The organism is uncultured Roseobacter sp., from assembly GCF_947496515.1.
Taxonomy (GTDB): domain Bacteria; phylum Pseudomonadota; class Alphaproteobacteria; order Rhodobacterales; family Rhodobacteraceae; genus Roseobacter.
On the sequence record NZ_CANMDB010000013.1, the window covers coordinates 117,272 to 140,392 of the forward strand.

Genomic DNA, 23,121 nt, shown 5'->3' on the forward strand with positions numbered 1-23,121 from the left:
GGCACTGGTCTCTCATTTTCGGGCTATCAGTTCATTCCCAGACTGCCTCGGTTTCGGTACGGAACAAGACCATACGTCGGATCTTTGTTGCGACCAGTACAGCCGTGGCAGCCGTGCATCTCTCACATACCGGGATAACCTGATCGTCCAACCGCGACCCGGCCACTGCATGCAGTGGGCTTGGAGGACCTCGGCGATCTGGCGGACAGGGCCTGACTGTCTCCGTTTGGTTGGCTGCCAACCCCTGGGGAAATTCTCAGGGCGTGCTGTCTGTCCCCAAGCCATTTCGCAAGGCGGTCCGCCGTGTCTCAAGGTGGTCCCGCATGGCAACGCGAGCCGCCTCCGCATGACCGGCCTCTATCGCGTCAACCACTGTGGTGTGCTCATTGTGGGTGACCTGGAGCGAGGTCTCCGTTCGACCCCTGGCCCGAAGCTGAACCCAGGACGGATTGGACCTGATCCTGTCCAGCATCGCGTATGCGGTCAGCAGCGGGCGGTTCCGGGCACATTGCGCAATCAGCCGGTGCAGCGATCCGTCCCAGAGTTCCATGGCCTGAGCATCGGTGGCCTCCCATTGCCGGCGGACCAGTATCCGCAACCGCGTCACCTCATCTGGCAGCACCCGTTGAGCGCACAAAGCCGCCAGTTCCGGTTCAATGCAAAGCCGCGCCTCCATGACTTCCAGCGCGTTGGTCTCGCCCGTGATCTTGGCCGCAAGATCGCCCATCGGATCCGTGGGCTGGCCCACAAAAGTGCCCTTGCCTTGCTTGCGCCAGACGAGGCCCTCGGTCTCCAGCGCGTCGAGAGCTTGCCGCACAAAACGTCGCCCGACCCCGAAACGGTCCACCAAAGCGCGCTCCGTCGGCAGCTTGCCGCCGGATCCCAGATCTCCGGACTGGATCAACTCAAGCAGGCGTTCGCGCACCTGTTGCTGAGGGCCTTTGGGCTGGATGAGATTCATGTCGGTTCCCGTATCTTCGGACGCTTGCAGGGTTCTTAGAGCAAGGGCTCCGCCCTAATGTTCAAACTCGACCGCATGGGACCGGCTGAGCCGCCCCGCTGCTTTCCGGTCTGCTTCGGCGCGGGCGATATCGGCATCAATTCCCGCGCGGGTCGGCAAACCCGAAAACCGCTCGGCCGTGGGCATGCTCTTGGCAAAGTGCACGTATCGCTCCTGCGCCACCTCCCACAGGCGCGCCAGTTCGCCGAGCGGATCCGCATGATCATCCGCCCGCAGATCAAGCCAAGGGTGGGACTGTCCGCGGTGGATCACAAGGCCCGCGGCCTGACGTCCGCGCTTGTCTCCGCCCGCGGCTTCGCCGGACTGCATCGCCTTGATCAAACGCGCTGCAAATGGCAGATCCGCGCCTTTTGAGTAAGCCTCGGATACGGCCTCAAGCACGCCTGCGCCTGCCAGCATATTGCCCGCAACCGAATGATCGTCGCCGATCAGATGACCGGCCCAGTCCACGCAGTCAGACCCGGTGTAGGCAGCAAACCGGCCGTCCCTATCCATCATGTGAGCCTGCCGGATCGCGCGCCCGTCATCGCGCGCAACCAGATCATCAAGCACCGCCTCCGCGGCCTCGCCCGCCATCATGCGCGCACGGCCTTCGGTGCCCCAGATCGGGTTGCAAAACGCCTGACTGGCGACGGCGACCTTGTTCGAGACAAAGGGCACAACGGCACCGCAGGCAAAGAACTTGCTGGCGACAATCAGACCGATGCTGCCATCCGCTTCCCGGGCAATCAGCGAAAAGGTCATCGGCCCACCGCATAGGCTTGCATCAAACGGGGGGTGGCTGCCGCGCGCAGGATGCCGCCCGGCTCGCGCAGGGCCGCCGTCAGACGCCCCACCGTCCAAGGGTCCGCCACGGTCACACGGTGCCCGCGGGCCCGCAGATCCTCTATCAGATCGCTGCCGATATCAGCTTCGATCATCATCTCACCTGTCTTGACCTCTCTGGGAAAGAATGAACTCTGGAAGTGCATGGAGTGAAACAGCGGTTGGTCCATGCCTTCCTGCAAGCCCGTGCCAAAATGGACAAACCGCAAGAACCAGATCAGTTGCCACTGGTCCTGCTGGTCACCGCCCGGCGTGCCGAACACCAGCTGCGTCCCGTCCTTTTCGGCGTAACTGGGCGTGAGCGTCGTGCGCGGTCGGCTTTTGGGAGCGAGCGATGTGGGCAGGCCCTTCTCCAGCCAGTACATCTGCGCCCGGGAGTTCAGCGCAAACCCGAGACCGGGAATGACCGGGTTGCTCTGGAGCCAGCCGCCCGATGGCGTCACCGCCACCATGTTGCCCCAGCGATCAATGACATCCAGATGCACCGTATCGCCGCGTTTCTCCGTCAGATGTGACATCGTGGGTTCCTGGGCGGCCACGTCACCGACGTTGAAATCACGTTGCGCGCGCTGGATGTAGGCCTCCGCTTGCCGCTCGAACCCCGGCACCCGCCCGGGGCGCTGCGCCATGGAGGCCTCAGACCCGATCAGCTTGCGGCGCTCGGCGTTGTAGTCGTCGCTCAGCAGCACATCCATCGGGATCTCGCTGAAATCGGGATCACCGTAATAGGCCTCCCGGTCTGCATAGGCGAGCTTCATGGCTTCGATCACCGTGTGCACGAACTCGGCCCCGTTGGGATCCATCGCACCCAGGTCGATCCCTTTCAGGATCGCCAGCGCCTGCAACATCACCGGCCCCTGAGACCAGGCCTGCGTCTTGTAAACGTGCCAGCCGTGGTAATCGTAGCTCAGCGGCACCTCAAAGCTCGCCCGCCAGTCCGCCATGTCGGAGGGTGCCAGAACGGCTGCATGTCTCGCCCCTGATACATCCATGACCTTGGCGTTGCTGAGGTAGTCGAAAATCGCTTCGGCCACGAAACCAGTGCGCCATGCGCGCCGTGCCGCGTCGATCTGTGCGGCGCGCGTGTCGCCAGTGGCGGAGGCCAGACGATCATACGTCGCCGCCAGATCAGGGTTTTTGAACAGCGCGTGCGGCTCGGGCGCTTGACCACCGGGTGTCCAGACCGCGGCGGACGTGGGCCATTCCGTATCAAAGAATTCCTGCAGCCCCGCGATGGTGTTGGCGACACGCGGCAGGATGGGATGCCCGTCGCGGGCGTAGTCGATGGCCGGTTGCATCACCTGCCGCAGGCTCATCGTGCCGTGATCGCGCAGCATCAGCATCCAGCCGTCGAACGCCCCTGGCACAACGGTCGCAAGCAGCCCCGAGCCCGGTATCAGGGTTAGACCCTGCTGGGTGTAATGCTCGATCGTTGCGGCCTCTGGCGCCACGCCCTGGGCACAGAGCACCTCGACCTCGCCCGTCCTGGCTGAGTAGAAAATCGCGGGCATGTCCCCTGCGGGCCCGTTCAGATGCGGTTCCACCACCTGAAGTGTCAGCCCCATCGCCACAGCCGCGTCAAAGGCGTTGCCGCCTTTCTCAAGGATGCTCATCCCCACCGCCGATGCGATCCAATGGGTCGAGGTTGCGACGCCAAAGGTGCCTCTGATCTCGGGGCGGGTTGTGAAATCGGACATACAGTCTCCGGATCAGTGTTCGCGCGGATCGAGCGCGTCGCGCAGACCGTCGCCCAAAAGGTTAAAGCCCAGCACCACGAAGAAGATCGACAACCCGGGCCACATCGCCATCCAGGGAGCCTGATTGAGGAAATTCTTTGCGGTATTCAGCATCGACCCCCAGCTGGGCGCGGGCGGTTGCTGGCCCAGCCCCAGAAACGACAGGGACGCTTCGGCAATGATGGCCGTCGCGATTGTCAGCGTCGCCTGCACGAGGATGGGGGGCAGCACATTGGGAAAGATGTAGCGCGACAGGATCTTGGGCGTCGGCAGGCCAACCGCCTGAGCGCTTTCGACATAGTCCTCCGCCTTGATGCTCAGAACCTGACCCCGGGTGAGCCGGACGAAGATCGGCGTTGCCGAGATCCCGATGGCGATCATGGCGTTGCTGAGGGACGGCCCCAGAAACGCTGCCAATGCAATGGCGAGGATCAGGAAGGGCACGGCGAGAAGCGCCTCGGTGCAGCGCGAGATAACCGCATCGGTCCAGCCACCGAAATAGCCCGCGAGGATGCCAAGGGGCACGCCGAACACAACCGCGATGCCAACAGAGACAACGCCCGCCAGCAAGGACGCCTGTGCCCCCCAGATCAACCGGGCCATCACATCGCGCCCAATCTCATCGGTGCCCATCCAATGCGCCCAGCTTGGTGCCTTGCGCACAGCACCCCAATCTGTTGCCGCGGGATCGGGGATCGGCAACAACGGGGCCGCCAGCGCCATGAGGATGAAAAAGATCACGAGCACGCCGCCGACCATCGCGCTTTTGTGGCTGCGGAATTTTTTCCACACGCGGTTCTCGGGGCGAGCTTCGGACATGGGGTCAGCGGGCAGGGGCGCCGTGGGTGCGGTCCGGCTCATGTCAGTGCCCCCGCAGACGCGGGTTAAGAACGAAATACATCGCATCCGCAAAGAGGTTCATAAAGATGAAGCCCACAGCCGTCACCAGCACGATGCCCTGCACCACGGCGTAATCGCGGTTGAAGACCGCATCGACGACCAGCTTGCCAAAGCCGGGGATGGTAAAGATCTGCTCGGTCAGGACGGCGCCCGCCACCAGCTCACCGAACAAGAGTGCCGTCAGCGTCACGATGGGGGTGAGCGCGTTACGCAGCGCGTGTTTGAGGATGACGACGCGCTCGGTCAGCCCCTTGGCGCGCGCCGTGCGCACATAGTCCGCGCTGAGCACACCGATCATCGAGGACCGTGTGTGCCGCATCAATGTCGCGGCCAGCGCTGTGCCCAGAACAAAGGACGGCATCAGCATGGTTCGGATTGATTGCCACAAATCCTCGGATGGCGGCACATAGCCCGAAGCGGGCAGCAACTGCCATTTCACCGACACCAGCAGGATCAGCATGATCCCGAGCCAGAAATTGGGGATCGACAGCCCCGAGAGGGCCACGACATTGGCGATGTAATCGGTGGCCGTGCCCTTCTTGGCCGCCGACAGGATGCCCGCAGGGATGCCGATCACAAGGGCAAAGACCATCGACATCAGCGCGAGTTGAATGGTCACGGGCAGCTTTTGCGCCATCAACTCCGTCACCGGCTGATTGGTCCGCAGCGAGACGCCCAGATCACCTTGCAGGGCATTCCCGACCCAGGCCAGATACTGCACCGGGATCGGATCGTTCAGGCGGTATTTCTCGCGCAAGGCCTCCAGAACCGCCGGATCACGCTCTTCCCCCGCCAAGACCAGAAGGGGATCGCCCGGCAGCAGATGTTGCAGCCCGAAGACCATGATCGAGATGATCACGACCGTCGGAATGGCAATCAGGATACGTCGGAGCAGGAATGCAAGCATGTCACAGCCTCAGCATTAAAGCGCCCGCGCCACCCTGAAAGGCAGCGCAGGCAGGAAAGGTCACTCTTCCCAGGTCACGTTTTCAAGGCGGATCATGCCATCGGGATAGGGGGTGAAGCCCTTCATGTTGTTGCTGTAGGCCCAGATCCAGTTGACGTGGTACAGGAACACGCGGTTCAGATCGTCCAGCATGATGGTCATGGCTTCATCGTAGAGCGCCTTGCGCTCTTCCGTGCTGCCCGCCACGCGGGCCGCATCCATCAACTCGTCCATCTTCGGGTTGGCGTATTTGGAATCGTTGATGCCGCCATTTGTCGTCACGAACTGGTGGTTGTTTCCGTCGGGGTCAACGCGGCCCGACCAGCCGATCTGGCTCGCCGTATAGTCACCGGCGGATTGGTCCGCCAGCAGCGTCGCAAACTCCTTGGAGGTCAGCTTGATGTCGATCCCGGCCTCGGCGGCCATGGCCTGCACGACCTGCATCACGGCCAGCGGTTCGGTGGAATTGGGCACCTGAACCTCCAACTCCAACCCATCGGGAAAGCCAGCCTCGGCCAGCAGGGCCTTTGACTTGTCGATGTCGCGCGCCTCAAGGGGCAGGGACTGGTTGTACCAGGGCGATGTCGATGGGAAGGACTGATTGCCCGGTGCAAATGCCCCCTCGAAAACGACCTGGTTCAGCGCCTCGCGATCTACCGCATAGCTCAGCGCCTGACGCAGACGTTTGTCATTGCCCCAGGGGTTGTCGCCACGCGGGCCGTTGTTGATGTTGAAGGTGATCGCCTGATAGCCGAGCGAGACGGCACTATCGACAACGATGCTGCTGTCGTCATTTGCCTGTGCCAGGTCGGTCGCATTCAGGCGTTCCAGCATGTCGATATCGCCCGCCTGCAGGTTCGCCAGACGCACGGTCGTGTCGGGGATCGGCAGGAAGGTGACGCTGTCAAAGTGGATTGCCTCGGCGTTCCAATAGTCATCGAATTTGGTCAAGACGATCTTATCCTGCGCCACGCGCTCGGTGAAGCTGAATGCGCCGGAGCAGACCGGGTTCAGGCCGAAATCATCTCCCGCAGCCGCGGCAGCGGTGGGTGAGACCATCATGCCAGCGCGGTCTGCCAGCTGCGCCATCAGAGTGGCATCCGGACCTGCGAGGGTCAGCACAATCTCATGCTCACCGGTGACTTCGGTCCCGGTGATCGAGGCCAGCTCCGACTTGCGCCGGGACGTCTCCAGCGTTTGCGAGCGTTCGATATTGGCGGCGACGGCCTCGGCGTTGAAGGGCGTGCCATCGTGGAAGACGACGCCTTCACGCAGCTGCATCGTGATCGCGGTGCCGTCGTCAGAGGTAGTCCAGGACGTGGCCAGCTGTGGGATGATTTCAAGGTCGGGCGTGATGTCGACCAGCTTGTCGCAGAGCGAGGCATAGACAATCCGCCCGACAAATGTGCGCGACTGGTCGGGGTCCAGCACGTCGGCGTCCGATTGCAAAGCGATGCGCAAATCCTTGGCAAACGCCGGGCTCGCGGTGAGCGCGGTTGCGCCAACCAGCGCGGTGATCACGGCCTTTTTCATATATGACATGGTCTATCCTCTCTGTTCATGGGTCGTCTTGGTGTGTTTTATGCGTGACGGTGCCACCTTCTGTCGCCGCGCGGTAAAGCGCGAAACGTGCCTCGGCAGTCTTTGATTTCCGGGGTGCGGTCTGGGGGAGATGTGGGCGCTGCAGGGTCTCCGCGAAATGACAGGCCACTTGATGAGAGCCGTCCTGCGCTGCTGCCAGTTGCGGCGTCTTGGTTTTGCAGAGATCCTGAGCGTGCGGGCACCGCGTATGAAACCGGCAGCCCGGTGGCGGATCCGAGGGGCTGGGCATTTCGCCGTGCACCGTGGCGCTATGATCTGTGACTGGTCCGTCCATCGACGGGATCGCAGCCAAGAGCGCCTGGGTGTAGGGATGCTTGGGGTCGGTAAAGACCTGCTCCGTCGCACCAATTTCGACGATCCGGCCCAAATACATCACAGCCACGCGGTCGCTCATATGCCGGATCACGCCCAGATCATGCGCGATGATCACCAGTGTCAGCCCAAGATCACGGGACAGGTCGCCCAAGAGGTTAATCACCTGCGCCTGCACCGAGACGTCCAGGGCGGACACCGGCTCATCCCCGATGATCAGTTTCGGCCCCGACGCCAGCGCGCGGGCGATGCCGATGCGTTGCCGCTGACCTCCGCTGAATTCATGCGGATACCTGTCGGCGTGTTCCGCGCGCAGTCCCACCTGACGCAACAATTGCGCCACCCGGTCGCGACGCTCCTGCACCGATAGCTCAGGGGCATGGATTTCCAGCGGTTCGGCCACCAGCCGCGCCACCGTCATACGCGGGTTGAGAGAGGAGAAGGGGTCCTGGAAAATAAACTGCATATCGCGGCGCAGGGTGCGGAGTTCCGCCCCCTGGATTGCACTGACCTGCCGTCCGTCAAAGAGCACATCCCCTGAGGTCGGCGTCAGCAACCGCATCAATACCCGGGCAAGCGTGGATTTCCCGCAGCCACTCTCACCCACGATCGCAAAGGTTTCGCCGCGCCGCACCTCAAGAGACACGCCCGCCACGGCCTGTATCACCGGTCCGCGAGACATCCAGCCAGCGTCGGTTCCGAAGTATTTCACCACATCAATCGCTTCGAGGATGACGTCCTGTTTCACCCGGTCACCTCGACGCTGTCCTCAAGAGGGGCGAAATGGCATGCGACGTCATGCTGCGGCGCAATCTCGGACAGCGGCGGTCGCTGGGCACATATCCCGGCGGCAAAGGCACAGCGGGTGCGAAACCGGCAGCCTTCGGGCATGTTGGCGATCGTAGGCACGGTGCCGGGGACGATGGCCAGTCGCTCACCCGGGCGGTCGAGCCCGGGCATCGCGCTCATCAGGCCAATCGTGTAGGGGTGCTGCGGGTTGTCGAACACCTCTCTGACAGGGCCTTGCTCAACCACTTGACCACCGTACATCACGGCGACACGGTCTGCGATTTCCGCAACGACACCAAGGTCATGGGTGATCATGATGGTGCTCATCCCCGTCGTGTCGCGCAGGTCCCGGATCAGATCGAGGATTTGCGCCTGGATGGTCACATCGAGCGCGGTCGTCGGTTCATCTGCGATCAGAACCTGGGGATCATTGGCCAGCGCCATCGCGATCATGACCCGCTGCCGCATACCACCGGACAATTGGTGCGGATACTCAAAGAGCCGCTGTGAGGGATTGGCAATGCCGACACGCTGCAGCATCTCCTCCGCGCGGGAGAGCGCCTCCCTGCGCAGAACACCGCTGTGCCGAATGATTGTCTCGCATATCTGATCACCGATGCGAAAGGCCGGATTGAGCGAGGTCATCGGTTCCTGAAAGACCATAGCGACGCGGCTGCCGCGCATCGCACGCGGTAGCGTATCGTGCCTCAGATCGACTTCTTTGTCACCAACCTTCAGATTTCCCGATGAAATTATGGATGAGTCCGGCGGAAGCAACCCCATCAGCGCCATTACCGTGACGCTTTTCCCGCAGCCGGATTCACCGACGACACAAAGCACCTCACCGGACTTTGCCGAGAGCGAGACATCATCGACAACGTCATTCGGCTGCCCGCGGAAACGCAGGGAAAGGCCCGCCAATTCCATGGCGCAGGAGCCCGGCGGCTCTTGCGGGCTTATCTGCAGGTCTTTCGCATCCTTCGGCAAATCGCTGTCCTATGACCTCTGAACGTACAAATACGAACCAATTTCAAATTGGTATCGGATCGAATCCACATTAGCGTGTCAACAGAAAACCTGGTGTGAGCGATCATGCAGATGACTGTTTGTGCGTTTGGATGTGGCGATAGGCACTCTCGGTCTTCTGTCATGCGATGGATTGTGTACCCCTCCGGGACGCTGAGGCGCCACCGCGGATTTGATTGCCAACAGCAAGCGTCCGAGCGACTTTTCGTTCAGCACAACGGACACCGGAAACTTGGAGGTTACTTGCCAGTATCCCGCGTCTTCTCCTCAGCCGATTACATCGTGGACGGTGCTGAACCGGCACGCGCGGTCGGTCCATGACGAGGCGTTTTGCTCATCGGTCCGGTAGCTTTTGGACAAGCCTTCCGGGAAAAGGGTGAATCTGGCTGCGGTCAAACCCGCCCGCACATCAACGGTCGACTGCTGATTTTGATCGATTGCGCAAGAAGAACGGTAAAATCGAATAATGCCGAGGCAGGGAGATCGTGGGAAAATACATCTCAAAAGCCTTGCAGGTAATGCTGGGGAGGTCACGGCGAACCACTTTATTGAAGCGCAGGTGAATGCTAAAGATCCGAGGTTTGCTGCGTACCTCGTGCGGTACCACTTGGGCGCCGTGCCGTCGGGCAGCGCTTCGGCAGCCGGAATACCTGCCAAAGCTCTTGAGCCAATGTTGACCGTTATTCACCTGTGCCAGCCGCTGGGCGGTTCAACGCGCACTCGATCATCGTCATCCATCTGACGTTCGCTCATCTTTATCTGTCGTTCAGGGCAGCGTGACATTCGTGAATGGTTCATGGCGTGTTCAAGTGTTGCGAGCTAACGATCGCATATGGCTGTAAGGATACTTATGTTGAGTATCTAACGGTTATCAAATGTGACGCGACCGTCACTTTGGGTGCTGCACTGAATGCCTTATCACTTTCACAGCCTTTGGGCGCTTGCCCATACGCTAAGAAAATACTGCTGTCTGACGGCATGCGGTCTTGGACGTGACGCCAGGCGGACGCGGTAGTTTTGTGCCGCTGATGCGGTTTTTGGACGTAGTTTACGGCGAGGATTGCATATTACCCAAGTTGCGGCAGTGTGTGGCCTTTGTTCAATTATGCAGTCAATCGTCCGGTGGATGTGCTTGCCGCACCATTGGCAGAAACAAGCCGTCTCGGGCACCGGCGGACATTATTTCGCCCACGCTCACAGGGTTGGCACCGATCCAAGCCGACATCGAACTGTCTTTCAAGGCAGGTTTGTCTGCCGGAAACCTTTGGAAGACCTGGCATGTTTGTGTCTGTTTCACGTCCTCTAGCGCTGTCGAGAAACGAAACTTCGACCCGGTGTCCAACGTTATCACAATGCACAGGCACTCATTGCTTCAATCAGTTTTGCATGGTGCAGACTGCACACATCTGTGCAGTGTTTGACCTTCTGTTCGGAAAAATAGTGTTCCCGGTCGAGAATATTCACCGTCCCGATCACCTGGTCTTGCAGAACGGGGATATTGAGCGCGGACCGGCATCCCAGGCTTTCAATCAGATCATGATCCGGAAAATAGATCGCAAACTCCGCAACTGTATTTGCAACAAACATCTCGCCGCGACCGATGACCTGATCCGTCCAGGCGCCCTGCGCCATCGGCTTGGTGCCCGAGACCGGGTAGACCTCGGGATGGGATGAATAGACGCGTCGGGCCAGCCCAGCAGTCCGGTCCAGTACCGTTACCGTGAAGAGCCGCCCCGCGGTTTGGGCGTGTACCGCACGAAAGCTGTCATCAGAAGGCGGCGGCTGGATCACTCCTTCGTCACCAGACGGTAAAAAACATAGTCCGATGTCGCGCCGTTGACGAAGCCTTTGATGGTGTCGCGCATCGCGACCTGCTTGATCGCCTGAAACATGATCACGAACGGCGCCTTTGCCTGCGTTTCTTGCTGCAGTTCCAGATACATCTCAAGACGTGTGTCTGCATCCTGTTCGCCGAGAGCCGCCATCGTCTTGGCGTTCATCTCAGCCGGGGGCATCCACGCATTGCGCCATGTGGTGGTGGAGGCGTATTTGTGGTCCGCGTTATCCTTGTTGAACGCAAAGGCCTTGGCGTTGGAGTGCGGGTCCATGAAATCTGGCCCCCAGTACAGCAGCATCGCCTCATGCGTCCGTGCGCGGTATTTGGTGATGACCTGCGCGCCGGTGCCCGCAACAATCTCAAGGTTGATGCCGCCTTCGGCGAAAGAAGCCTGGATCGCCTGCGCCATTTCCACGAATGTCGGGGCGGAGATCACGTCCATGGTCACGTTGATTGGTGTCTCGACACCCGCATCGGCCAGAATTTTTCTTGCTTTTTCCGGGTCGTAGCCAAAGGGTGTATCGGTCAAGGCACCCGGGAACCCGTCGGGCCAGAAGGCCTGATGCACTTTCATCTGACCTTTGAGCATCCCGTCCGCCATGCCCTCGTAGTCGACCAGATAGCGCGCGGCTTCCCACACGGCCGGGTTGGTCAGGCTGTCGACTTTCTGGTTGAACGAAACCCAATGGACAGCGGCTTGAGGATAGGTCTCGACCCGAACGCCATCTGCGCCTTCAAGCCCCGCGATCTGACCGGGATCGAGGTTCTTGGCCATGTCGATGTCACCGGCTTGCAGCTGCAGGCGCTGCGTCGCACCTTCCGGGTTGTGCTGGATAATCACCCGCTCCATCGCGGGTCCGCCCAGGTAGTAATCCGGGTTGGCATCCAGCGCGAGGATATCGGCGGGCCGGTAGACGCCAAGACTGAACGGACCGGTGCCAGCGGAGTTCTTGTTCAGCCACGCGTGGCCCATGTCGCCATCGACCTCATTGGCCATGACCGTTTCCATATCGACGACGGAGGCAGGGCGCGCGGCAAGCACATTCAGCACGAAGGACGGCGCAAAGTCCCCGTCGTAGCGCACCGTTACGGTGTTTCCTTCCGCGGTGACCATCTCGGCGATATTTTCCGTGGTCCAGCCCAACTGCGTCAGGATGAAAGACGGTGCCTTGTCCAGCGCCACGACACGGCGCCAGGACCCCACCACATCCTCCCCTCGAAGCGGGTTGCCGGAATGAAAGGTGACGCCTTCGCGCAGCGTGAAGGTCACGGTCTTGGCCGTGGCATCAACGGTCCAGTCTGTCGCCAGAGCCGGGGCCAACACCGTTGTGTCCACCGCATCGTAACGCACCAGCGTGTCATAGGTGTTGGCCACATATTCGCCCGAGCTGAACTCATAGGCCGACGCGGGGTCAATCGTGACGATATCATCGATGTTCTGCGCGACCACCAGCATATTGGCCGGCGTCTCCGCCAATGCCGGCGCACATGCCAAGGCACTTGTCAGCAGGCCCGCGGCCAGAAAAGACTTGAAGCGATACATAACAATTCCCCCTCAGAGGCTCGGTTTCCAGGCGCCCTCAAACAGACGCTTGCAGCAGGTGCTGCGCGTAAGGATGTACCGCTTTCATAGCGTAAAGCGCCGCTACATCCATGACTTCAACGATTTCGCCGTCCTTCATCACGGCAAGACGGTCGCACATATGGCCCACCACGGACAGATCGTGCGAGACCATCAGATAGGTCAGCTTGTGTTCCTGCCGCAGATCCGCAAGCAGATTGAGAATTTCGGCCTGCACCGAGACATCAAGCGCCGATGTCGGCTCGTCCAGCAACAGCAGCTTGGGTTCCGGGGCCAGCGCCCGCGCAATCGCCACCCGTTGCCGCTGACCACCGGATAACTGGTGCGGATAGCGAAACCGAAACTTCTGGCCCAGCCCGACATCGTCGAGCAGTTTGACAACACGTGCGTCGATCTCCCGGAAGCCATGCAGAAACAGGGTTTCGCCCAGAACCTGATCGACCGAGTGACGCGGGTGCAGCGACGCATAGGGGTCCTGAAAGACCATCTGCACAGATTTGAAAAAGCTCTTGGGACGCTTTTTGGGAACCGGATCCTGTCGCACCTTGATCTCGCCGGACCACGTCGGGACCAGTCCGGTGATGGCGCGCAGGATCGTGGATTTGCCAGATCCGCTTTCCCCCACAAGGCCAAAGCTCTCGCCTTCCCCGACGGTGAACGTGGCATCTTTCACCGCATCTACGCGATCACGTGCACGACCGAACCAGACGTTCAGGTTGTCGATCTCCAGCATATTCATACACGGCCGCTCACGCTGGGGGTTTCGGACCACGCCGGATCGCGCCGCAAGACCTCAAGCCGCGCGCGCGGCGCATCAAGGCGGGGCAAGGAATTGAGCAATCCGCGGGTATAGGGATGTTGCGCCTCATGCAGCTTGTCAGCCGCACAAACCTCGACGATGCGGCCCGCATACATGATCAGGACCCGGTCACAGAAGTCCGCCACAAGGTTCAGGTCGTGACTGATAAAGATCAGCCCCATGCCGCGCTCCTTCACAAGCGCGTCCATGATGTCGAGCACCTGACGCTGAACCGAGACATCCAGGGCAGAGGTCGGCTCATCCGCGATCAGGATTTCAGGGTTCGGGATCAGCATCATCGCGATCATGATCCGTTGCCCCATGCCCCCCGACATCTCGTGCGGATAGGCGCGCATCACGCGGTCTGCATCGCGGATCGACACGGCGTTGAGCATCTCCACCGCCTTTGCATAGGCCCCGGATTTGGACACCTTGTTGTGCAGACGGTAGGCCTCCATGATCTGGTCGCCGATCGTTGTCACCGGGTTGAGGGAGAATTTCGGATCCTGCATCACCATGGAGATGCGCTGACCACGGACCGCGCGCATCTGCTTGTCAGTCTTTTTCAGCAGATCGACACCGCCAAGATTGATGTGATCGGCTTCGACGATGCCCGGCGGGCGGATCAACCGCAGGATCGCACGGCCCGTCATCGACTTGCCTGACCCGCTTTCACCTACGATGCCAAGCCGCTCGCGCCCAAGCGAAAAGGAAACGCCCCGCACCGCGTCAAAGACGCCTTGCCGGGTCGGGAACCTGACCCAGAGGTTTTCAATATCCAGCAGCTTGTCCATCACTCCCCCGCTTTCGGATCGAGGACATCGCGCAGCCCGTCACCGAGCAGGTTGAACGCCAGCGATACGGTAAAGATCGCAAGGCCGGGCATCGTCGCCACCCACCAGTGATCGAGGATAAAGCGCCGTCCTTCCGAGATCATCGCGCCCCATTCCGGCGATGGCGGCTGCGCGCCGAGGCCGAGGAAGCCCAGCCCGGCAGCGGCCAGGATGATGCCCGCCATGTCCAGCGTCACGCGCACGATCAGCGACGAGATACACAAAGGCCAGATATGCCGTGTGATGATCCTGAGGGCCCCTGCCCCTTGCAGGCGGATCGCGGCGATATAGTCGGAGGACCGGATGGTCAGCGTCTCCGCCCGCGCGATGCGCGCATAGGGGGGCCATGCCGTCAGTGAAATCGCCAGCACCGCATTCTCGATCCCCGCGCCCAAGGCGGCAACGAAGGCCAGCGCCAGAACCAGACGCGGAAACGCCAGAAAAATATCGGTGATCCGCATGAGCACCACGTCAATCCAGCCGCCCGCATAGCCCGACACGGTTCCCACAAGCAGCCCGACCACTGGCGCGATCAACGCGACCAACGCCACAATATAGAGCGTGATCCGCGCGCCGTAGATCAGGCGGGACAGGATGTCCCGACCCAGACTGTCGGTGCCAAAGACATGGCCTTCGGTGCCCAGAGGCAAGAGGCGGTTGCCGAGGTCCTGCACAAAGGGGTCGTGCGGCGACAGGATCGGTGCCGCAACAGCGATCAGGACCAAAGCCACGAGGATACCCAGGCCGATCATCGCCATGGTGTTGGAGCGGAACGACAACCACCCCTGATAAAGCGCCGAAAGCTTGGCATGGCGGCGCGAAGTCGGGGTATCGGTCAGCAACCACTCCCGCAGGGTCTGTTCAGCCATCTGAGGCGCCTCCTTCATCTCGCACGCGGGTCAAAGACCCGGTAGAGCAGGTCAGAGAAGATATTCAGCAAGATGAAAATCAGCCCCACAACAACGGTGCCGCCAAGAACGGCGTTCATATCCGCGCTGAGCAGCGCCGTGGTGATATAGCTGCCGATGCCGGGCCATGAAAAGATGATCTCCGTCAGCACGGAGCCTTCGAGCAGGTTGGCATAGCTCAACGCGATCACGGTGATCAGCTGCACCCGGATGTTCTTGAACGCGTGCTTCCAGACCACATCCCATTCCGACATGCCTTTCACGCGGGCTGTCGTGACGTATTCCGCACTCAGCTGTTCCAGCATGAACGACCGTGTCATCCGGCTGATGTAGGCCAGGGAGAAGTACCCCAGCAGCGAGGCGGGCAGGATGATGTGGCTGAACGCGTCTTTGAACACATCCCAGTTGCCATCGAGCAGCGCGTCCACAAGAATGAGGCCCGTAACGGACGGCACAACATCCACGTAAAAGATGCCCACCCTGCCCGGTCCGCCGACCCAGCCGAGGATCCCGTAAAAGATCAAAAGACCCATCAGGCCGAGCCAGAAGATCGGCATGGAGTAGCCGACAAGCGCCAGAACACGGGCGATCTGGTCGATCCATGACCCCTTGCGGACTGCCGCGACCACGCCCAGCGGCACACCCAGAAGGATGCCGATGATAATGCCGAGTGTCGCCAACTCCAATGTGGCGGGAAAAACACGTGCGATGTCTTCGGACACAGGCCGCGCATTCAGAAGCGAGGTGCCGAAATCCAGATGCAGCACGTCCCAGAGGTAATAGAGAAATTGCACGATCAGCGGTTTATCGAGGCCAAGCTCCAGAAAGACCGCGTCATAGGTGGATTGCGACGCCCGCTCGCCCACGATGGCCAGCACCGGATCAATCGGCATGACCCGGCCGATGATGAAGGTGATGAACAACAGCCCCAGCATCGTCACCGCGATGGAGCCGATGGTGAGCAGGGTTGTCTTGATCCAGGGTGGGAGGGACGCGCGCCCCTCCCCCTTATTATCGGTCAGCGCCACTTACTTGGTGACCTGCCAGTAGGCCGCAGATGTGACCGCCTGTCCCGTGGACCAGTTGGTCACATCGTCGCGCATAGCCGATTGCTCGATCTGCTGGAACATCACCACAAAGGGCGATGTCTCGCGGAACTGCGCCTGGATATCCAGATACATCTGCACCCGCGTATCCCGGTCGCCCTCGGTCACGGCAGCGGCTACCTTTTCGGTCAGACCGCCGGTATCCCAGCTGTTGCGCCACGCCAGCAGGCCGGTTGCATTCGCCTCATCCGAGTTGTCTGGATTGTAGGCGAATGTGCCCGCATTGGTCTGCGGGTCAGGATAGTCCGGGCCCCACGCACCAAGATAGATGTCCAGCTCGCGTGCACGATACCGGGCGAGGATTTGCTTGGATGTGCCGACGGTGATGTTGACCGTGATCCCGACCTGCGCCGCGGCGTTCTGAAACGACTGAGCGATCTCAATCCGTTCCTGCGCTTCACGGACACCGAGTTCCAGCTCAAGGCCGTCAACACCGGCCGCGGCCAGCAATTCCTTGGCCTTGTCGATGTCGTAAGAGAACGGGTTCTCGTCGGAGGCACCCAGATAGGTTGCGGGCAGGAAGTTCTGATGGATCGTGTACTGACCTTTGAGGAAGCTGTCGCGCATCCCTTCATAGTCAATCAGGTGCTTAAAGGCCTGGCGCACCTCGGGCTTGGACAGCTCAGGGTGCTTCTGGTTCAGCGCCAGATACATCAGACGGCCTTTCAGCTCATCCGCAATCTTCACACCCTCCGCCTCGGAGGCTCCCGCCACGTCCTCGGGGTTGAGGTTGCGCGCGATGTCGATGTCGCCGCGCTCCAGCAGCAGACGCTGCGACGCACTTTCCAGCACGTGACGCACGATCACCCGCTCCATCGCTGGCGCACCACCGTAGTAGTCGGGGTTTGACGACAAGGTCACCGCCTCGTTCGGCTTCCAGCTGTCCAGCTTGTAGGGGCCCGAGCCCGCCGAGTTGGTGCGCAACCAGGTGTTGCCCATATCGCCATCGACCTCATTGGCCATGACAGTCTCCTTGTCGACGACCGCGCCGATGGTCGCTGTCAGGCAGTTCAGCACGAAGGACGTTGCGTATTTCTTGTCCGTCGTGATCATCAGCTTGTTGCCGTCAGCCCGGATGGTCTCGGTCGCGTTCTCGGCTGTAAAGCCGAACTGCGTGAGGATAAACGCAGGGGTTTTGTTCAGGATAACAGCACGTTGCAAGGAAAACGCCGCATCCTCGGCCGTGACCGGATTGCCGGAATGGAACGTGACGCCTTCGCGCATGGTAAAGGTGATCGTCCTGCCGTCTTCCGAGACCTCCCAGCTCTCGGCAAGGTCCGGCTTGTAGCCCGCGTCCAGATCCATCGGGTCGAGGTTGACCAACCGGCTATAGACGTTGCGGCTGATATCGGAGCCCGCAAATTCGAAACTTTCCGCGGGATCAATCGTCGTCACATCGTCAATCCGGTGGGCGATGACCAGCATATTGTCCGGTGTCTCGGCATGGGCCGCAAAGGACGCCACGCTGACCGCAAGGCCAATCGCGGCGCTTGTCAGTAGTTTGCTAAATACATTCATCGTATACCTCTCATGTTGATTTTCGTTTTTTCTGGTCAATGGTCGTCACGACCCCCAGGTTTTTTCCAGCACGCGCAACCAGTTTCCGTGGCAGAGTTTCGTCATCAGCGCATGGTCATAGCCGTGCCGTGCCATCGCATGCCTCAATTCGTGCAGCCCTGCACAAGAGGTCAGCGCCTCCGGCACGATGGCGCCATCGTAATCCGAGCCAAATCCCACCCGGTCTTCGCCAAGATGTTCGATCATATGATCGAGATGTCTGAGCATCTGGTCCAAGGGCACATCCGGCAGCATCTTTCCGTCATCCCGCAGGAAGGCCACGGCAAAGTTCAGACCGACCATCCCGTCGCTTTCGCGGATGGCCGCCAGCTGCGCGTCGGTTAGGTTGCGTGAATGCGGGCAGATCGCGTGCACGTTGGAATGGGTAACCACCAGGGGTTTGGTCGAATACCGCGCGACATCCCAGAAGCCGGCCTCATTGAGATGCGACAGATCGAGCATGATGTTCATCTCATCACAGCGCTTGACCAACCTCAGACCATGGTCCGTCAACCCGGGGCCAATGTCACCGGTGCTCGGGTAGCGAAACGGCACACCATGACCAAAGATCGTGGTGCGGCTCCAGACCGGCCCGATGGACCGCAGCCCCGATTGGTACAGGACATCCAGCGTGTGAAAATCTGGATCAATCGCCTCCGCACCTTCGATATGGAAGATCGCCGCGATCTTTCCCGCAAGGATCGTCTCGCGAATCTCCGCAGCGCGTCGGCAGACTGTCAGTGCCCCGCGCTTTTCCAGATCAAACAGAATGGCCGCCTGCGCCATCACGACCGGAAACGCGTCTTCCCAGTCAATCGGGTCCTGCAGAGGCAGGTCGTAGCTGTCCTTGGTCATCTCCTCGAACTTGAAGTCGAGGTCCATTGGCGAGGGCACGTAGACCGCAAAGAACCCGCCGCCAAACCCACCGGTTTTCGCAGAGGGCACATCAATCGCGCCGTCACGGCCGGTGACAAAGCTCTCCGATACGCTGAGCCCACCGGCCTGGTGAAGCTTCAGCAAAACATCGTTGTGCCCGTCAAAAACGGCCGGATTAACTCCTGCACTCATCTTTAAGACGCCCCCATGCGACAGAGGACAGCCTACGCGATAAATACTCATAGACGACCGCTAATCGAATGATAAAATATCATAAAACTATGAGGCTTTCGCAGGGGTAGAGATGGCTGAAAGAACCTGGCACAGCCTTCCGGAATATGAGGCGCTGCGCGCGTTGATGGAAAGCGGCACAACGTCAAAAGCCGCCGTCCGGCTTGGTCTGTCCCAGTCCGCCATCAGCAGATCAATCTCCAGCCTCGAAGCCCGCCTGGGCAGGATCCTCTTCGAGCGCGACAGCGGCCGGCTGCGCCCAACGTCGGAAGCGACCCAGCTGAACAAGCGGCTCGATCCTCTCTTTGAGGCGCTCGAGCGCATTGATGGCCCCCCTGAACCTGCTCAGGAAACGCTGCGTCTGGTCGCACCACCGACCTACGCGCACCGCTTTCTGGTTCACCACATCGCCACATTTCTGACCGCGAACCCGCATTTCTTTGTCAGCCTAGAGGTGTCCTCCTCCGATGAGGTGATCCAGTCCATCCAGAAGGAGCGCTTTGATCTGGGACTGACCGGGGTCGAGCTGTCCCGCGAAGGTGTCACCCTGACGCCGTACCGGGTGTCAAGGGCGGTGTGCGCCATGCAGGAAGACCACCCGCTGGCCAAACAGGAGACGATCCGGCCGCAGGATCTGCATGACCAGCGGCTGATCGCACTCTCACACCGCCACGCCCGCCGGGCTCAGTTGGACAAGGTGCTGGTCAACGCCCGCAGCGTCCCCCATGTGGTGGCCGAGGTCTCCACATCCTTCGCGGCCGTCGATCTCGTGCGGGAGGGGCTTGGCATCACCGTCGTGAACCCGTTTCCCGTGGCGCAGTACCGCTCCAACGAAGTCACGTTCCGCGCCTTCGCCTCCCCCATCGAATACCGGAGCTACTTTGTCACCTCGGAAACCCGTCCGACACCGGCAATCGCACGCGCATTCATGCGCCATTTGCGCCTTCATACGGTGAAGACGCCTTTTACGGAAAAAGCCTGAATGTGCTGTCGTGGTGAAATGGACAGAAGCAGGCGTGTTGAACCAGCCCACGACACCGCAGCCCTATGCCCTCAATGACCCGCAGGGGATCGAAAAGCGGACCGGATCTGTAGGCCTACGTCACCAGCAGCGCAGGGCCGCCGTATTGCGCGATCTTGCTGTCGGCGGTCAGCAGTGCCATGCCTTGGGCTGCCGCCTGTACAATCAGCATCCGGTCGAACGGGTCTGCGTGAAGCCCCGGCAGCGTGCCCAGCCCCAGACAATGCCGCCCCTCCAGTGCCAGCTCGCTGTACTCATTGGCGAGCAGGCCTGCGCGCAGCGGTCCCGGGTCGATCCGAAAGTCGGGCCGGTCAAGGCCGCGTTTGATCGCGACCTCCCAGATGGACACGGCGCTGAACCACAGACGGGTGTCAGGATCCATCAACCTGTCATGGGCGTCCCGCGGCAGCCGGCGCGGCTCGAACGCGGCCCAGAGCAGGATATGCGTGTCGATCAGAAGGTTCACGCGCCGCCATCGAACAGCGCGCGGATCTCCTCGGCGGCCATGTCGTCAAAATCGTCGGGTACGTGCCCCTGCCCTTCCAGAAACCCGATGCGCTGCGGCGTCCGGACTTCCAGTCGGCTGACTTTGACCATCGGCTTGCCCGCCTTCGCCACGATAAACGCATCTCCTGCGACGGCCTGTTCGATCAGTTTCGACAGATTTGTCTTGGCTTCGTGAATATTGACGGTTTTCATCTGCGGCCACCTCTTAGCTTAGTCCATTCAACTTAGGCCATCTGGCCACCACTTTCAATGGCACATCCAGACCGCATGCCCCGGCGGCGAAAATGGAGCGCCTTGTGCTGCCCGGGTTTCTCGCTACCAGATTTGGAAAATTCCTTGCACGAATCTTAAAGTTGAGACAATAGTCACGAAAAAGCATGGGAAAACGATAATTTCCGTGAACACGCTCTGGCAAAACCCGGAGCGGATAGGCAGGCGACGAGAGGCACCATGGACGCAACCTTTGCGCAAGATGACCTGAACGCGGTGATCCGCCAGCATTCCGAATGGCTGGCCGCCCAGCTTCATGCCCAGCGTGAGAGCCTGTTTCCCCCCGATGCCGCCAAGACTATGCGCAAATTCACCTCGGGGGAAGCCGCCGGCCTGCTGGGTGTCAACGACAGCTACCTGCGCAAGCTGCACCTTGACGGCAAGGGCCCCTCGCCCGAACTGAGCCGCGGCAACCGGCGCCTTTACTCTGCGACAGATGTGCAGGCGCTGCGGGTCATGCTGGAGAAAACCGCGCGCAAACCCGGCGACTACCTGCCCGGCCGCCGCGTCGGTGATCCGCTGCAGGTCATCGGCGTGATGAATTTCAAAGGGGGCTCCGGCAAGACCACAACCTCGGCGCATCTGGCGCAGCGGCTGGCGCTCAAAGGCTACCGGGTGCTGGGCATCGATCTCGATCCGCAGGCCAGCTTCACTGCGCTGCACGGTGTCCAGCCGGAGTTTGACCTGGCGGAAGGCGGCACGCTCTATGATGCGATCCGCTACGATGATCCTGCGCCCATCCGCGACGTGATCCGGCGGACCTACATCCCGAACCTCGACCTGATCCCCGGCAACCTTGAGCTGATGGAGTTTGAGCACGACACCCCACGCGCACTGTCTCAGGGCAACGCGGGGCTGTTCTTCTTCCGCGTCAAGGAAGCGCTCCAGCAGGTGGAGGCCGAGTATGACGTGGTAGTCATCGACTGCCCGCCGCAACTGGGGTTCCTGACCATGTCGGCGCTCTCCGCGGCCACGGGCGTGCTGGTCACGATCCACCCCGAGATGCTCGACGTGATGTCGATGTCGCAATTCCTGCGCATGACGGCGGACCTGATGGACGTCATCGCGCAATCCGGTGCGGATATGAAACACGACTGGATGCGCTACCTGCTCACGCGCTACGAGCCCACGGATGCCCCGCAAAACCGCATCGTGGCCTTCCTGCGCACCATGTACGGCGAGAACGTGATGAACGCGCCCATGCTGAAATCCACCGCCATCTCGGACGCGGGGCTGACCAAACAAACGCTCTACGAGGTCGAACGCAGCGCCTTTACCCGCGCGACCTATGACCGCGCCATCGAAAGCCTGAACGCGGTCAACGACGAGATCGCGCAGATCATCCAGCACACCTGGGGGCGGCCATGACCGGCAAGAAAAAACGCCTCTCCATGCTCGACACGCTCGCGGCGGCCGGGGCGACGACCCCCCCTGCCCCGTCGATGATGACCTCCAACCGGGCCCTGCGCGCCGCTCGCGATGCGGTGGACAGCCACAACGTTTGGGAACTGGACCCCTGGTCCATCGATGACACCCGCCTGACCGACAGGCTGGATCCCGGCGACATTGATGATCTGCGCGACGCGATCGAGGCCAACGGCCAGACCGTGCCCATTCTGGTGCGCCGTCACCCGAGCGACGAGGCGCGCTATCTGCTGGTCTACGGTCGGCGGCGGCTTGAGGCGATCCGCAGCTCGGACAAGCTCACCAAGATCCGCGCGCTCGTGGCCACGCTGGACGATGACACCGCCACCCGGGCGCAGATCTCTGAAAACATGGCCCGCCGGGATCTGAGCTACATCGAAAAAGCGCTCTTTGCCCGCGAGCTGATCGACAACGGCTTTGGCACGCAGTCTCAGGTGGCCGAGGTCCTGACGGTGGCGAAATCGGCGATCTCCATGGCGCTGGCGGTGGTTGATGCGGTCTCGCCCGACTTGGCGCGCGCCATCGGTCCCGCCCAGGGCGTCGGACGTCCTCGCTGGGAGACGCTCGCCAAGGGGGTCGAGGCGGCGGGCATCGACACAGGTCATCTGATCGCGCTGGCCGAGGCTGCACGCTCCAAGGCTGAAACGGCGCTCGCCACGCAGCCCGCATCAGATACCCCCGATCCGTCCCTTGCGGCCTTTGACGCGGTTCAGGCCGCGGTGCCATTGCCCGAAAAAGAGGATAAGATACCGAAAAGTAAAGAAAAAACCAGCACCAGACCCCTTGATGTCAACGGTCAGCGGCTTGGCGTTCTGCGCAAGTCAGGCACCGGGCTGCGGCTTGATATCAGCGACAGAGGTTTTGCGGACTGGTTGGAACATAGGGCCGAAAGCGTCCTGCAAGAGCTTCACACGCGCTGGAAAACGCGCGGCGAAGACTGAGAGCAACGAGCAGAAAAACAGGAGGCACGATCTAGTCAAAGAAAAAAGGTCCCGCAAAGCGGACGCTCCAC

At 61.0% G+C, this 23,121-nt stretch carries 21 protein-coding genes; 3 read left to right on the plus strand and 18 right to left on the minus strand.

The genetic code is table 11. From position 1 onward, the window contains the following. Window positions 1-256: 256 nt before the first annotated feature. From Q1A53_RS19450 to Q1A53_RS19525, 16 genes are all read right to left on the minus strand, one after another. Complete coding sequence (locus Q1A53_RS19450; RefSeq protein WP_299969657.1) at window positions 257-961, minus strand: FadR/GntR family transcriptional regulator; 705 nt, start codon at window positions 959-961, stop codon at window positions 257-259. Between the two features lie 54 nt (window positions 962-1,015). Further along, window positions 1,016-1,765, minus strand: coding sequence for a DUF1028 domain-containing protein (locus Q1A53_RS19455; protein ID WP_299969660.1), 750 nt, complete (start codon window positions 1,763-1,765; stop codon window positions 1,016-1,018). After that, window positions 1,762-3,543 (minus strand): gamma-glutamyltransferase family protein, encoded by a 1,782-nt coding sequence (locus tag Q1A53_RS19460; RefSeq protein ID WP_299969663.1) that lies wholly within the window; start codon window positions 3,541-3,543, stop codon window positions 1,762-1,764. The genes Q1A53_RS19455 and Q1A53_RS19460 overlap by 4 nt, the downstream gene beginning before the upstream one ends. A gap of 12 nt (window positions 3,544-3,555) precedes the next feature. Continuing rightward, window positions 3,556-4,443, minus strand: coding sequence for an ABC transporter permease (locus tag Q1A53_RS19465; protein WP_299969666.1), 888 nt, complete (start codon window positions 4,441-4,443; stop codon window positions 3,556-3,558). Window position 4,444: 1 nt separating this feature from the next. After that, window positions 4,445-5,389 carry an ABC transporter permease gene (locus tag Q1A53_RS19470; protein WP_299969668.1) on the minus strand — a complete coding sequence of 315 codons (945 nt, stop codon included), beginning with the start codon at window positions 5,387-5,389 and terminating at the stop codon, window positions 4,445-4,447. Between the two features lie 60 nt (window positions 5,390-5,449). Next, entirely contained in the window at window positions 5,450-6,970 is a 1,521-nt protein-coding gene (locus tag Q1A53_RS19475; RefSeq protein ID WP_299969670.1) for an ABC transporter substrate-binding protein, read from the minus strand. A 16-nt stretch (window positions 6,971-6,986) separates the two neighbouring features. Then, window positions 6,987-8,090: a dipeptide ABC transporter ATP-binding protein gene (locus Q1A53_RS19480; RefSeq protein WP_299969672.1), complete on the minus strand. Its 1,104-nt coding sequence runs from the start codon at window positions 8,088-8,090 to the stop codon at window positions 6,987-6,989. Then, on the minus strand, window positions 8,087-9,058 hold the full coding sequence (locus Q1A53_RS19485; protein WP_299969675.1) for an ABC transporter ATP-binding protein: 972 nt from the start codon (window positions 9,056-9,058) through the stop codon (window positions 8,087-8,089). Before Q1A53_RS19485 ends, Q1A53_RS19480 begins: the two co-directional genes overlap by 4 nt. A gap of 1,446 nt (window positions 9,059-10,504) precedes the next feature. After that, complete coding sequence (locus Q1A53_RS19490) at window positions 10,505-10,948, minus strand: GAF domain-containing protein (RefSeq protein ID WP_299969677.1); 444 nt, start codon at window positions 10,946-10,948, stop codon at window positions 10,505-10,507. Then, window positions 10,945-12,537: an ABC transporter substrate-binding protein gene (locus tag Q1A53_RS19495; protein ID WP_299969679.1), complete on the minus strand. Its 1,593-nt coding sequence runs from the start codon at window positions 12,535-12,537 to the stop codon at window positions 10,945-10,947. The genes Q1A53_RS19490 and Q1A53_RS19495 overlap by 4 nt, the downstream gene beginning before the upstream one ends. A gap of 37 nt (window positions 12,538-12,574) precedes the next feature. Continuing rightward, a complete protein-coding gene (locus tag Q1A53_RS19500; RefSeq protein ID WP_299969682.1) occupies window positions 12,575-13,315 on the minus strand; it encodes an ABC transporter ATP-binding protein in 741 nt (246 codons plus the stop codon). After that, complete coding sequence (locus Q1A53_RS19505) at window positions 13,312-14,169, minus strand: ABC transporter ATP-binding protein (protein WP_299969685.1); 858 nt, start codon at window positions 14,167-14,169, stop codon at window positions 13,312-13,314. Before Q1A53_RS19505 ends, Q1A53_RS19500 begins: the two co-directional genes overlap by 4 nt. Further along, window positions 14,169-15,077: a nickel transporter permease gene (gene nikC, locus Q1A53_RS19510; protein ID WP_299969688.1), complete on the minus strand. Its 909-nt coding sequence runs from the start codon at window positions 15,075-15,077 to the stop codon at window positions 14,169-14,171. The genes Q1A53_RS19505 and nikC overlap by 1 nt, the downstream gene beginning before the upstream one ends. Before the next feature lie 14 nt (window positions 15,078-15,091). Beyond that, on the minus strand, window positions 15,092-16,093 hold the full coding sequence (locus tag Q1A53_RS19515; RefSeq protein WP_299969741.1) for an ABC transporter permease: 1,002 nt from the start codon (window positions 16,091-16,093) through the stop codon (window positions 15,092-15,094). Window positions 16,094-16,144: 51 nt separating this feature from the next. Next, window positions 16,145-17,740, minus strand: coding sequence for an ABC transporter substrate-binding protein (locus tag Q1A53_RS19520; RefSeq protein WP_299969691.1), 1,596 nt, complete (start codon window positions 17,738-17,740; stop codon window positions 16,145-16,147). A 45-nt stretch (window positions 17,741-17,785) separates the two neighbouring features. Then, window positions 17,786-18,847: a dipeptidase gene (locus Q1A53_RS19525; RefSeq protein WP_299969694.1), complete on the minus strand. Its 1,062-nt coding sequence runs from the start codon at window positions 18,845-18,847 to the stop codon at window positions 17,786-17,788. A 112-nt stretch (window positions 18,848-18,959) separates the two neighbouring features. On the opposite strand from Q1A53_RS19525, the gene Q1A53_RS19530 reads away from it, so the two are divergent. After that, complete coding sequence (locus Q1A53_RS19530) at window positions 18,960-19,868, plus strand: LysR family transcriptional regulator (protein WP_299969697.1); 909 nt, start codon at window positions 18,960-18,962, stop codon at window positions 19,866-19,868. A gap of 115 nt (window positions 19,869-19,983) precedes the next feature. On the opposite strand, the gene Q1A53_RS19535 is transcribed toward Q1A53_RS19530, so the two are convergent. Continuing rightward, complete coding sequence (locus tag Q1A53_RS19535; protein WP_299969700.1) at window positions 19,984-20,373, minus strand: type II toxin-antitoxin system VapC family toxin; 390 nt, start codon at window positions 20,371-20,373, stop codon at window positions 19,984-19,986. Beyond that, window positions 20,370-20,606, minus strand: a complete 237-nt coding sequence (locus Q1A53_RS19540; RefSeq protein ID WP_299969703.1) for a type II toxin-antitoxin system prevent-host-death family antitoxin — start codon at window positions 20,604-20,606, stop codon at window positions 20,370-20,372. Before Q1A53_RS19540 ends, Q1A53_RS19535 begins: the two co-directional genes overlap by 4 nt. A gap of 258 nt (window positions 20,607-20,864) precedes the next feature. Between Q1A53_RS19540 and repA the strand changes: the two genes are divergently transcribed. Continuing rightward, window positions 20,865-22,052, plus strand: coding sequence for a plasmid partitioning protein RepA (gene repA / locus Q1A53_RS19545; protein WP_299969706.1), 1,188 nt, complete (start codon window positions 20,865-20,867; stop codon window positions 22,050-22,052). After that, the gene (gene repB / locus Q1A53_RS19550) at window positions 22,049-23,050 is read left to right on the plus strand and encodes a plasmid partitioning protein RepB (RefSeq protein ID WP_299969709.1); all 1,002 of its coding nucleotides are present in this window, start codon (window positions 22,049-22,051) and stop codon (window positions 23,048-23,050) included. The genes repA and repB overlap by 4 nt, the downstream gene beginning before the upstream one ends. The last annotated feature ends 71 nt before the right edge of the window (window positions 23,051-23,121 follow it).

What these genes read in the sequence shown, in the direction of transcription:
- Q1A53_RS19500 (WP_299969682.1), bottom strand. Translation starts at nt 13,315, where the DNA reads ATGAATATGCTGGAGATCGACAACCTGAACGTCTGGTTCGGTCGTGCA.
- repA (WP_299969706.1), top strand. Translation starts at nt 20,865, where the DNA reads ATGGACGCAACCTTTGCGCAAGATGACCTGAACGCGGTGATCCGCCAG.
- Q1A53_RS19450 (WP_299969657.1), bottom strand. Translation starts at nt 961, where the DNA reads ATGAATCTCATCCAGCCCAAAGGCCCTCAGCAACAGGTGCGCGAACGC.
- Q1A53_RS19520 (WP_299969691.1), bottom strand. Translation starts at nt 17,740, where the DNA reads ATGAATGTATTTAGCAAACTACTGACAAGCGCCGCGATTGGCCTTGCG.
- nikC (WP_299969688.1), bottom strand. Translation starts at nt 15,077, where the DNA reads ATGGCTGAACAGACCCTGCGGGAGTGGTTGCTGACCGATACCCCGACT.
- repB (WP_299969709.1), top strand. Translation starts at nt 22,049, where the DNA reads ATGACCGGCAAGAAAAAACGCCTCTCCATGCTCGACACGCTCGCGGCG.
- Q1A53_RS19475 (WP_299969670.1), bottom strand. Translation starts at nt 6,970, where the DNA reads ATGTCATATATGAAAAAGGCCGTGATCACCGCGCTGGTTGGCGCAACC.
- Q1A53_RS19470 (WP_299969668.1), bottom strand. Translation starts at nt 5,389, where the DNA reads ATGCTTGCATTCCTGCTCCGACGTATCCTGATTGCCATTCCGACGGTC.
- Q1A53_RS19455 (WP_299969660.1), bottom strand. Translation starts at nt 1,765, where the DNA reads ATGACCTTTTCGCTGATTGCCCGGGAAGCGGATGGCAGCATCGGTCTG.
- Q1A53_RS19460 (WP_299969663.1), bottom strand. Translation starts at nt 3,543, where the DNA reads ATGTCCGATTTCACAACCCGCCCCGAGATCAGAGGCACCTTTGGCGTC.
- Q1A53_RS19540 (WP_299969703.1), bottom strand. Translation starts at nt 20,606, where the DNA reads ATGAAAACCGTCAATATTCACGAAGCCAAGACAAATCTGTCGAAACTG.
- Q1A53_RS19465 (WP_299969666.1), bottom strand. Translation starts at nt 4,443, where the DNA reads ATGAGCCGGACCGCACCCACGGCGCCCCTGCCCGCTGACCCCATGTCC.
- Q1A53_RS19495 (WP_299969679.1), bottom strand. Translation starts at nt 12,537, where the DNA reads ATGTATCGCTTCAAGTCTTTTCTGGCCGCGGGCCTGCTGACAAGTGCC.
- Q1A53_RS19485 (WP_299969675.1), bottom strand. Translation starts at nt 9,058, where the DNA reads ATGGAATTGGCGGGCCTTTCCCTGCGTTTCCGCGGGCAGCCGAATGAC.
- Q1A53_RS19530 (WP_299969697.1), top strand. Translation starts at nt 18,960, where the DNA reads ATGGCTGAAAGAACCTGGCACAGCCTTCCGGAATATGAGGCGCTGCGC.
- Q1A53_RS19505 (WP_299969685.1), bottom strand. Translation starts at nt 14,169, where the DNA reads ATGGACAAGCTGCTGGATATTGAAAACCTCTGGGTCAGGTTCCCGACC.
- Q1A53_RS19525 (WP_299969694.1), bottom strand. Translation starts at nt 18,847, where the DNA reads ATGAGTGCAGGAGTTAATCCGGCCGTTTTTGACGGGCACAACGATGTT.